Below are 9,930 nucleotides of genomic sequence, written 5' to 3'. Positions count from 1 at the left end.
CGCCGTGAACACCTGCCGCGGTTCCAACGGCGCTGTTCCTCCGCCCTGGGGACGCGCCACGAACACCGGGATCAACGGCTCCACCAGGTCCCACAACTCGTCCGGCACCAGCCGCAACGACAAACGATCAACCACAACCAAGATCATGACGCATCAGTCGTTGATCACCACGTAAGACACGCTCTTAGTACGGCAGCGGCAGTCTGGGATGTTTGATGCGTTGTCGCTGGTAGTGGCTGCGGCGGGCCCCCGTTTGGTGGCGTCGTCGCCAGTCTGACCAGTGATCGGCGTGTGCCTGCGGGTGATCGGGACGGGTCAGGGTAGCCCAGAGTCGTCTGATTTCATTGCAGGACAAAGGAATTAGATCTTTTGCGGGAGCGCTGGTGCCCCCTTTGGTGGTCACGACCCGTTCAGCATGGGCGGTGACAGCAAGGAACGCCGCCGCGAGCATGGACAGGGTGATATGCCGGTACCACGCGTCGTACTTGCGTACCTGATAGTGGTCCAGCCCGGTCTCGTTCTTGGCGAACTGGAATGTTTCCTCGACGGCCCAACGGGATCCGGCGACGCGGGCCAGTTCGGCCAGCGGCACCGGGTGGCGGGCGTGGCAGATGTAGTAGGCCAGTTCGGTGGGCTTGCTGATCGACCGACGCACCAGCAGCAGGTGCTCGTCGGCTCCGGGGTCCAGCAGCAGCCAGTCATAGCGGCGGTGGCCCTTGCTGCCCGGTCCGGCTGACAGGCGCTGCCGGCCCTTGCGAGGTGCGCTGCGAGCCAGCTCGTCCGCCCGCATCGGCCCTCTGGTGGTGGCCAACCGCTGATCGCACGACACGGCCATGACATAGATGAGGTCGTTGTCCTTCAACACTCTCGTTCCCGGTCGATCAACGCCCGGCCATGGGCGGATACGTAGGTCAAGAACACGCCGAGCTGACAGTTCTCGATCCGTCCGGCGGTGCCGGAGTACTGGCGTTGGACCCCCGGCAGACTTGGTGCCCTTCTTGAGGAAACCGGTCTCGTCGGCCACGAAGACCCCATTGGGATCAGCGAGGTGGTCCAGCACATAGGCGCGCAGATCGTCACGGACCTCGTCGGCGTCCCAGCGGTAGAAGTTCAACAACCGCTGCATCCCGTCCGGCGTCAGGTCACCAGCCTGCTCCGCCAACGTCCAGGAGTTCTTGCGCTCGGCACCCGAGAGCACCTCCAGCCGTACATCCGGGCCCGCCGTCGCGAGTCGGCCTGCGCGAAACGACCCGCGACCAGCGCGAACAGGTCGTCGAACCCGGCCCGCCAACAGGCCAGACGATTATCAACTACAGTCCATGACGCGGCCACCGCGTCTTCTTCGAGATCCAACACACCTTGAAGTTGATCACACGGTGGCCGTCTTCATAACCACGACCCGCCGCCCGAGATCACATTGTTCGGTTGCCGTACTAGGCTGCCGGTCATGCAGGTACCCGAGTGGTGGCGACGTGCGGTGGCAGTGAGCGAGCACCTCGCCGCGGCGGAGCCACTCCAGGAAAACGTGCGCGGTTTCGGCGGTGCGCAGTACTACTTGCGGATCGGAGAGCTGGCCCGGGGGTTCGCCGCCGACCCCGAGGTCGGCGACGCGGAGCGGGGCCGGGTGCTAGCGGTGCTGGACGACCTGCTCAGTGACGAAAGCGAGCCGGACCGCCGCGCGATCGTCCTGACGTTCCTGTGGCCCCTCGCCGGACAGCCGCGACCCCCGGAACTGGAACTGGGGAACCGTGTGCGGCGTGAGCTGGACCTGATAGCCGGGCACCGACCGACCGGTTCCGCGAATTCCGTTGCCTGGCAGGAACTCGCGGAGCGGGCCAAGGACGAACTTGAACGCTGCGGCTTGCCCGCGGCGGTGATCCCTCGTGGCGCACGCCCGGCGCCGACGGGAGTCGTGCTTTCGGTGAGCGCCGAAGAACCCACCGGCGTCTTCCTCGACTGGAACCCCCTCGACAGCCGGTCGGAGCGGTACCACGTCCTCACCGGGGCCCGCGACGGCACCATGAACCTGTCCGAATACGTGGACGACGTTCGGGACCTCTTCGCGCGGGCGGCGGTGGACGTGCTGGCCGCGGCCGGATTCAAAACTGAGGTGCGGTATGACTTCCTGTACGGCCGGTCGCGCGTCTGCCGCGTCCTGGGCCCGCCGGAAATCCCCTTCGAATGAGCGGCGGAATCCGTGGAGAATAGGAGAGCAGTGCGAGTTCCGGTGTGGTGGGGTGCGTTGCTGGCGGCGAGCGAGCACCTCGCCGCGTTCGACACCGAGCAGATGCGGAGCTGGCGCGAGCGCTATGCTCCCGGGCTCCCAGCCGACGAAGAAGTTCCCGACGAAGACGACATGCCGCGGGGAATCCGGATTTTCCAGCTGGGCCGAGAGTTCATGTCCAACTCGGACATCGCGGCCGCGGAACGCATCCGTGTGCTGGCGGTGCTCGACAACGTGCTCGGTGACTCCGCAGACCCAGAGCGGCACAGCGTCATCGCCATGTTCCTCCGCGTCGCACTCGATCTCGACATGCTGCAAGAACTGTGGTCGTCACTGGGCCCCCGCATCCGGCGCGTGTGCGTCCTGCTGTTCAGCTCCTGGCCTGCGGGCGCGCCGGGGTGGATGACTGTCGACACCGACCAGCTCCCACCGTGGAATCCCGCGCTCGTCGCGCGGATCCGCAGGGACGGCCGCGATGCGGGAGCGCCGGGCGAACCTCTCGTGACCGATCCGTTCGCCGTCGAACAGCTGGCGGATCCGCAGGAAGTCGTCCCCTGGGCGCCTCCGGAGGCGATCGCGGCCTGGAGCGATCTGGCCGGGAAGGTCCATGCGGAACTCACGCGGGTCGGAATCAGCGCGATCATCGATAGCCGTCTTTTCGACAGAACGGCCGGCCTCCACATCGGCTTGAGTATCGCTCATCCGCCCTACGGTGTCACCCTTGAATGGCGCAGCCCTCTCGAGATTTCGAAGAAATACGATGACGACCTCTACGCCCAGAACAGGACGGAGCTGATGGCCTACTCGGTCGAGACGCACAAGATCCTCCTGAGGGCCGCACTGGACGTGCTCGCCGCGGCCGGCTTTCAGACGATGGTCTACTACTACTTCCCACACGACCGCGACTGCGAGTACCGGGTCCTCGCTCCGCCACGGAACCCGATCACCTGAGATTCGAGCCGCTGATCGGCAGCAGTCGTGAGGACGTGGTGCCGGCACATCACGCTGTCAATGCTCGTCGCCGCTTTCCTGGCCATTACCGCACATACCGAACGCGTGCGCGATAAGAAGAGGCGTCGCGGTCGACCACGAGCGTCTGATCCCACTGTCCTGCAACGAGATCAGACGTCTCTGGGCCATTCTAACATCGCACGCGACGACATCCGGCAGAGCCGGAACTTGCTCTCCGCCGAGTCTCCGGACGGGCTCGGCCTGGACGGCGTCTCGTGCATGGCACAGGCGATCGCGGGATTTGCCGATGCCGAGCAAGTCGGCAATCGCCTTCTTCGGCGTAGGCGAACCCCTGACGCTCCAGCTTCGCGCGCCACAGGGTTGGCCCGACGCCGGCTGTGGCCAGCCGGGCGCGGACCTTCTCCACGGGTGTGCTGACCGGTGAGCAGGCCGAGTCCTACGGGGCGATCACCCAAGAGCCGACTCGTCCGGAGTTCAGGCGGTTCTTTTCCTCGACCTCGAGGACCAGCAGCTGATCGGCGAGCGCCGTGGTGATCCCTCGCGGCTCTCCAGGTCTGCACCGTCCGCTACATCGGTTTGTCGGAGGCTTCGCCGGTGGTGTCCTGGTCGAGCTTGGAGACCTGGTAGAGGGCGATAGCCCAGCCGGTTGCGGTCTGTTTCAGCAGGATGCTGAGGTAGACGTTGACCGTGGGGCGGTCGGTGAAGGAGAAGTCGACGTTGAGGTATCCGAGGACGAGGTCATCGGAGAGGCGCCGGGTCTCCAGGATCCGGTACTCGGCGGTCAGGCCGGGAGGCTGGGAGTCGTAGTAGGCGGCGACGCCGGGACGTCCGACGCTGTAGGGGTGCATTCCCTGGAAGATGGCGTCGTCGGTGAAGTGGGCGGCCGCCTGGTCGGGCTGGTGCTTGTCGACGGCGGCCTTCCAGCCGTCGAGGACGCCGCGCAGGATCGTCTCGCTGTCCGCGGTGTGCTGGTTCATGGCAGTGCTCCCGGAAGGGGTGGGTGAGCGTGGTCAGTGGCCGGCGCTCATGCCGCCGTCGACGTGGAGGATCTCGCCGGTGACGGACGGCGCGTTCTCCAGGTAGACGACCGCCTCGACGACGTCGCGGGTCTCGACCATGCGGCCGACGGGCTGCAGGCCGGCGAGGAACTCGTGCATCTGCGGGTCGTGCATCGGGGTGCGGGTGGTGCCCGGGGAGACGGCGTTGGCCCGGATGCCGCGAGTGGCGTACTCGATGGCGAGGGACTTGGTGGCGGCCTGCAGTCCGCCCTTGGTCAGCGCGGCGAGGACGGACGGGACCCGGGAATCGGGGTTGTCGACGATGCTGGCGGTCAGGGTGACGATGTGCCCGCCGCCCTGGGCGAGCATCTGGCCGACGGCGAGCTGGGTGAGACGGAAGAACCCGGCCAGGTTGATCCCGGTGATGGTGGCGTAATCCTCGGCGGTGTAGTCGGTGAACGGCTTGGAGACGTAGACGCCCGCATTGTTGACCAGGGTGTCGACGCGGCCGAACCGCTCGAGGGCACCGGAGATCACCCGTTCGGCGGTGGCCGGGTCGGCGATGTCGCCCTGGACCGCGAGGACGCCCGCGTCCTCGGCGGGGGTGATGGTGCGCGAGGTGGCGACGACCGCGTGGCCGAGCTTGCGGTAGGCCTCGACCAGGCCGGCGCCGATACCCTGCGAGGCACCGGTGATGACGGCAACCTTCTGATTCATGACATTCCTCCGGTTGTTCGACCGAGCGCGCGCACGGGCTCGGTGACGGGATGGGATTGCTCGACTCGGCTACCGCCGTCAGTCGATAGGACGCACGCCCACCGCGGCAGGGCTAGGCGCGGCCCGGCGGTGGCGTGAGCCCGTAGCGGGCGATGAGGTCCGGTAGCCAATCGGGGGTGGCGAACTCCAGCCCGTACTCGGCCGCGAGGCGTGCCATCTCCCCTTCGGCGGGCGGGCTGCCTGCCATCAGGTCGGACAGGTCGTGGAAGAACCCTTCGAAGCCGCCCGGGGCGATCACCTCGATCATCCGCGCGGGCGTCTTGCCCGCGTTCCACATCGTGTGGAGCTCTCCGCGTGGCTTGGTGATGTATCCACCCGCGCCGAGTACGACCTCGCGGTCGCCTGATCGGAAACCGATCTCCCCCTCGGTCACGATCGAGTACTCGTCCTCACGGGTGTGCAGGTGCGGAGCGACCAGTGCGCCGACCGCGAAGGGGTGTTCCACGATCGACACCGCGCCTCCGGTCTCGTGGCTGAAGAGCTTGAAGACCACTCCGATATCGCCGAGATCCCCTTCCTTTCCCTCTCCCGGTTGCAGGATCGTCAGTGGTGGAGGCGTTGTGTCGCCCAATGGTGACTCCCCGGTTGTCATGGATGTGACGTGCTGCCGGCGTCATCCGACTCGCCCCGTGGCGCGGCCGGCTCAGCGGGCGCGGCTTCGCGGTCGCGTGCGAGCTGGGCGATGAAGTACTCCGGGTCGTCCGGGTCGAAATTCCGTTCGGTGGTCTCCACCGGCATGGCTGTCTCCCATCACCATGGGGCCGCGGCTTGTGCCGTCGGCAACTTCGATTGGCGTAAACCGCGGGGCGAATCTTTCGGGGTTCGGCGAACGATTGCCCGAAAGTGCTTCGCAGGGCGCCCATCGGTCGCACGCACCTGCTCGTGGCCGCCCGCGGTCCGGTCGGTGTTGCCGGAGCCCGACCTCGGGCAAGTTCGCTGCGGCCTGCACCGCTTCCTGCGCCGTGTCCCGGCGTCCGGCGCACGGTGGGTTCACGAGCGGCGGCCGGCCGAGCAACGCAGGTGCCGCACGATCAACTTTCGGAGTTGCGCGTCTCCTCCGCCTTCTCCACGACCACAACAGCGTCGTGGAAGCTGCGTAGTTCCGCCTCGTAGAGTTCGCGCTCCGGCACGTCATCGCCTTCGGGGTCGGCGCTGTTGGCGACCTCGGCAAGTTCGAGATCGACCGCGTCGTGGAGCTTGTGGATCGTGGGTGCGGGCTTCTCGTTCATCGTTCCTCCTGAGCGTCGGCGAGGTGCTGTCCAACCCCCGGCACCTCGGGGGTACGGGTTCGGTGGATTCGCGGACCTGGAGCGGTGGCCAGTGCGGCCGGGTTCGCGCGTCTGTCATGGTTGAGGCGCTTGGTGTCTCAACATCCGGTGTCCACTTCCAGGCGGGTGCGGTCTCTGCCAAGTCGTCCCGCCAACGGGGTGAAGCGCGAAGGTACAGGACTATGCCGTCCACTTAAATGACACACATCCCGATAAATTTTACCCAATCCTGGTATTACTGGACTGAAAAGTCCATCTCTGAGATGAACGCCACCTCCACGCGCGAGCAGGCTGCGGTACCGAAGGAGATGCTGGTCCCCGAGGGCAGTGGCGTCCGGGGTGGGCTCCATAGGCTGCAACGACCCTCAACCACCCGGCACCCCAGCGCTGACGCCGTTCCGTCACTCCCGGCCCGCGGAGGACGCTCCGTTCGGGGGCGGCTCGGCGTCGCGGGCGAGTTTTGTGACCTCGAGCGCCAGGCGGAGGCCCAGGCTGCGTTCCGGGGTGCGCCAGGAGGGGCCGAAGAGTTGATCGATCGAGGCCAGCCGCTGGTACAGCGTGTTGACGTGGACGTGCAGCGCCTCGGCGCTGCGCTGCATGTTCTGGTTCTGCCGCAGGAATTCCAGCATGGTGTCGCGCAGGTCGGTCGCGCGGCGTGCGGGCAGGCGCTCGATCGGGCGCAGCGCCGCGCGGGACTGGGCGACGGCGTCCGTGTTCTCGGCCGCGGTGAGCAGCAGCGCGAGCGGGCCCAGCTCGCGCGCGTCGGCGATCGCGCCCGCGGCGCCGAGCGCGAGGAGCCCCGCGGCCGTCCGGCGCGCCGCGTGCCACGCGGACCGGAGTTCGGCCGTGGTGCCGTGCACGGGACCGTCGATGCCGATCACGATGTCCGCGCCGCCTTCGGTGCGGCGAAGCGCGCTGATCGCGCGCTCCCGGTCCGCCACAGGGCAGACGACCACGAGGTCGTCTCCGTCGTCGAACGAGGACGTGGTCGCGGGCAGAGCGGCGGCCAGCCGGACGGGCGGCGGCGCGGCGCTGCCCCGGCGATCGAGCCGGCAGTCGAGCACGAGGTACTCGCCCTCGGCGTCGAGCCCGGCCGACGTCCGGTCGCCGGGGCCGGACCGGAGCGCGGCACGCAGCAGGGCACCGCGCTCGAGCCAGCGGTCATTGGCGGCCGCGCGGTGGGCGCTCAGTGTGAGCGCCAGCACGGGAAGCGCGCGGCGAACAACCATCTCGGCCTCGTCACCGGGCGGCTCCGGTGAAAGAAGGACCACGGTGCCGAGATGCCGGCCGGCCGCTTCGACTCGGCGCACGAGCACGGACGAACCGGCTCGGCCACCGACCGGACCCGGTTCCCCGGCGGCCGCGATCTCACGGAGCTCCGCCGGTTCGGCGACGTCAGGGCCGGCGACCTCGGTCGCACCGTCTTCGGCGGGCACCAGCGCGGCGGTCCGGCCGCCTTCGGTGAGCGTGGCGAGCACGTCGCGCACCCCGCCACCGTCGGCGACCACGCCGATCATCCGCGTCGTCCAGGCCGCTTCGGCCGCGAGCAGCCGGGAGTGACGGGCCAGTTCGGTGTTGGCCCGCGAGAGGTCTTCGGCCCGCTCCCGCTGTTCCACCAGCAACGCCGCCGTTTCCAGGCACGACGCCGCGTGGACGGCGATGACGAGTGCCATTTCGACGTCCGCCGGGGAAAACCGAGTGGGGGTCCGCTGAACGGCCACGACGATGCCGCCCAGGCCGCTCGGGAGCATCGCGGGCACCGCGAGCACGCTGGTCACTCCCTCCTGCCGGGCCAGCAGGTCGGCTTCGGCGCCGTGGGGAAACCGCTCGCTCGACTGGTAGTCGAAGACCTGCACCGCCCGCCCGGTCCGGGCCACCTCCGCCGCGAGCCCCGTGCCGGACGGGAACGAGGTCCCGACGAGGTCCGTCAGCGCGACCCCGGCCACGTGCCGGACGGTGAACGTGCCCGGCGTCGTACGGGTCGCGATGTAGGTCAGATCGGCCGACAGCGACCGCCGTGCCTCCGCCGCGAGGCGGTCCATGATCAGGGCCGGGTCACGGATGCGGCTGATCGAGTGCGTCGCGCGCCGCACCTCCAGCTGACGCGCGATCCGGGCCCGCGCCGCCCGCGCGTTTCCGGCGGCGCGGCGCACGAACGTTTCGAGGTCGGCGGCGGCGAGCCGGAGTTCGACCGTCCCGTCGCCATCTCGGGGCAGCTCGGCCAGCAGCCGGTGCGCCTCCGCCTCGGGCGAGTCCGACGCGACCGCGGCTTCCAGCCGGTCCAGAAACCCTGGGGACATGGAGAAAACCTACACCTGAAAGGTGAAACCACAGACCGAACATCCATGTCCGGCCGAGGTCGCGGCCCCTAGCGTCGGTACCGAGGACAACGTCAGCCGGCCCCGCACCGGCATCACCCTGGAGCTCGAACGATGACAAAACCCCAGTACGGCGACTACCAGTTCGACATCTACTTCGACGGGCTCGACGGTGTCGTGCCCCGGTGGCCGGTCGACTTCGCGACCCTCGAGCAGAAGGCCGCCTCGGTCCTGCCCTGGTGGGTCCACTCGTACGTCGCGGGTGGCTGCGGCGACGAGGGCACGCAGCGCGCGAACGTGTCCGCTTTCGCGCGCTACGGCATCACCCCGCGCATGCTCAACGGCGCCTACGAACGCGACCTGTCCGTCGACCTGTTCGGGATGCGGTTGGCCGGCCCGGTTTTTCTCGCGCCGATCGGCGTGATCGGCCTGTGCAGCCAGGACTTCCACGGCGACATCGAGGCCGCGAAGGCGTCGGCCCGCAGCGGCGTGCCGATGGTCGCCTCGACGCTGACCCAGGACCCGATGGAGACCGTCGCCCCGCACGCCGGCGACACCCCGGGCATGTTCCAGCTCTACACGCCGACCGACCGCGATCTCGCCGCCAGTTTCGTCGAACGGGCCGAACGCGCCGGTTACCGGGCGATCGTCGTCACGCTCGACACGTGGACCACCGGCTGGCGGCCGCGTGATCTGAACACCGGCAACTTCCCCCAGCTTCGCGGGCACGTACTCGCCAACTACTTCAGCGACCCGGTCTTCCTCAAGCGGCTCGCGAAGCCGCCGCACGAAGACCTCCGGGCAGCGACGCGGGAGTGGATCAAGATCTGGGGCAATTCCCTGCAGTGGGCGGACCTCGCGTGGCTTCGCTCGCTGACCTCGCTCCCGCTGGTGCTCAAGGGCATCTGCCACCCCGAGGACGTCCGGCGCGCCAAGGACCACGGCATCGACGGCATCTACTGCTCCAACCACGGCGGCCGCCAGGCCAACGGCGGCCTGCCGGCTCTCGACGCACTCCCCTCCGTCGTCGAAGCCGCGGGCGACCTCCCGGTCCTCTTCGACTCCGGCGTCCGCAGCGGCTCGGACGTCGCCAAGGCCCTGGCCCTCGGCGCCACCGCTGTCGGCATCGGACGCCCCTACGCCTACGCACTCGCGGCCGGCGGCGCGGACGCCCTCGTCTCCCAGCTGCGGTCGATCCTCGCCGAACTGGACCTGCTCATGGCCATCGACGGCTTCCCCACCCTGCCCGCCCTCCGCGCGGCGGACGTGCACCGGGTCGGCTGAGCCGGGCCCCTCCACGCGGTGCGCCACCTCTTCCAGGCCGACGAGGCTCCACTGCGGACCCTCCACCTCGGACCGCTGGCCGTGACGCC

At 68.6% G+C, this 9,930-nt stretch carries 9 protein-coding genes and 2 pseudogenes; 3 read left to right on the top strand and 8 right to left on the bottom strand.

The features are described from left to right. Together AB0878_RS49185 and AB0878_RS49180 are read right to left on the bottom strand one after the other, a co-directional pair. Positions 1–135 (bottom strand): annotated as a pseudogene (locus tag AB0878_RS49185) (IS5/IS1182 family transposase); the annotation flags it as partial. 49 nt (positions 136–184) lie between these two features. Continuing rightward, positions 185–1,299: pseudogene (locus AB0878_RS49180) on the bottom strand (transposase). 334 nt (positions 1,300–1,633) lie between these two features. Here AB0878_RS49180 and AB0878_RS49175 point away from each other — a divergent pair. Next, positions 1,634–2,185, top strand: a complete 552-nt coding sequence (locus AB0878_RS49175; protein WP_366590580.1) for a hypothetical protein — start codon at positions 1,634–1,636, stop codon at positions 2,183–2,185. A gap of 30 nt (positions 2,186–2,215) precedes the next feature. Beyond that, positions 2,216–3,175, top strand: coding sequence for a hypothetical protein (locus tag AB0878_RS49170; protein ID WP_366590578.1), 960 nt, complete (start codon positions 2,216–2,218; stop codon positions 3,173–3,175). A 587-nt stretch (positions 3,176–3,762) separates the two neighbouring features. On the opposite strand, the gene AB0878_RS49165 is transcribed toward AB0878_RS49170, so the two are convergent. The 6 genes from AB0878_RS49165 to AB0878_RS49140 all read right to left on the bottom strand — a co-directional run bounded on the left by AB0878_RS49165 (position 3,763) and on the right by AB0878_RS49140 (position 8,539). Beyond that, a complete protein-coding gene (locus tag AB0878_RS49165; protein WP_366590576.1) occupies positions 3,763–4,173 on the bottom strand; it encodes a hypothetical protein in 411 nt (136 codons plus the stop codon). 33 nt (positions 4,174–4,206) lie between these two features. Next, positions 4,207–4,911, bottom strand: a complete 705-nt coding sequence (locus AB0878_RS49160; RefSeq protein ID WP_366590574.1) for an SDR family oxidoreductase — start codon at positions 4,909–4,911, stop codon at positions 4,207–4,209. Positions 4,912–5,023: 112 nt separating this feature from the next. After that, positions 5,024–5,464 (bottom strand): cupin domain-containing protein, encoded by a 441-nt coding sequence (locus AB0878_RS49155; protein WP_366590572.1) that lies wholly within the window; start codon positions 5,462–5,464, stop codon positions 5,024–5,026. A 95-nt stretch (positions 5,465–5,559) separates the two neighbouring features. Continuing rightward, positions 5,560–5,709, bottom strand: a complete 150-nt coding sequence (locus AB0878_RS49150; protein WP_366590570.1) for a hypothetical protein — start codon at positions 5,707–5,709, stop codon at positions 5,560–5,562. Positions 5,710–6,002: 293 nt separating this feature from the next. Continuing rightward, the gene (locus AB0878_RS49145; protein ID WP_366590568.1) at positions 6,003–6,200 is read right to left on the bottom strand and encodes a hypothetical protein; all 198 of its coding nucleotides are present in this window, start codon (positions 6,198–6,200) and stop codon (positions 6,003–6,005) included. Between the two features lie 440 nt (positions 6,201–6,640). Beyond that, positions 6,641–8,539 carry a helix-turn-helix domain-containing protein gene (locus AB0878_RS49140; protein WP_366590566.1) on the bottom strand — a complete coding sequence of 633 codons (1,899 nt, stop codon included), beginning with the start codon at positions 8,537–8,539 and terminating at the stop codon, positions 6,641–6,643. Positions 8,540–8,671: 132 nt separating this feature from the next. Here AB0878_RS49140 and AB0878_RS49135 point away from each other — a divergent pair, with 132 nt between their 5' ends. Further along, the gene (locus AB0878_RS49135; RefSeq protein ID WP_366590564.1) at positions 8,672–9,841 is read left to right on the top strand and encodes an alpha-hydroxy-acid oxidizing protein; all 1,170 of its coding nucleotides are present in this window, start codon (positions 8,672–8,674) and stop codon (positions 9,839–9,841) included. Positions 9,842–9,930: the final 89 nt, after the last annotated feature.

This window comes from Amycolatopsis sp. NPDC047767 (assembly GCF_040704195.1).
Lineage (GTDB): Bacteria > Actinomycetota > Actinomycetes > Mycobacteriales > Pseudonocardiaceae > Amycolatopsis.
Note: the sequence above shows the minus strand (reverse complement) of the source record. Positions and strands in the feature narration are given on the sequence as shown.

Coding starts and splice junctions, on each gene's coding strand:
- AB0878_RS49150 (WP_366590570.1), bottom strand. CDS start 5,709: ATGCCGGTGGAGACCACCGAACGGAATTTCGACCCGGACGACCCGGAG.
- AB0878_RS49145 (WP_366590568.1), bottom strand. CDS start 6,200: ATGAACGAGAAGCCCGCACCCACGATCCACAAGCTCCACGACGCGGTC.
- AB0878_RS49140 (WP_366590566.1), bottom strand. CDS start 8,539: ATGTCCCCAGGGTTTCTGGACCGGCTGGAAGCCGCGGTCGCGTCGGAC.
- AB0878_RS49135 (WP_366590564.1), top strand. CDS start 8,672: ATGACAAAACCCCAGTACGGCGACTACCAGTTCGACATCTACTTCGAC.
- AB0878_RS49160 (WP_366590574.1), bottom strand. CDS start 4,911: ATGAATCAGAAGGTTGCCGTCATCACCGGTGCCTCGCAGGGTATCGGC.
- AB0878_RS49165 (WP_366590576.1), bottom strand. CDS start 4,173: ATGAACCAGCACACCGCGGACAGCGAGACGATCCTGCGCGGCGTCCTC.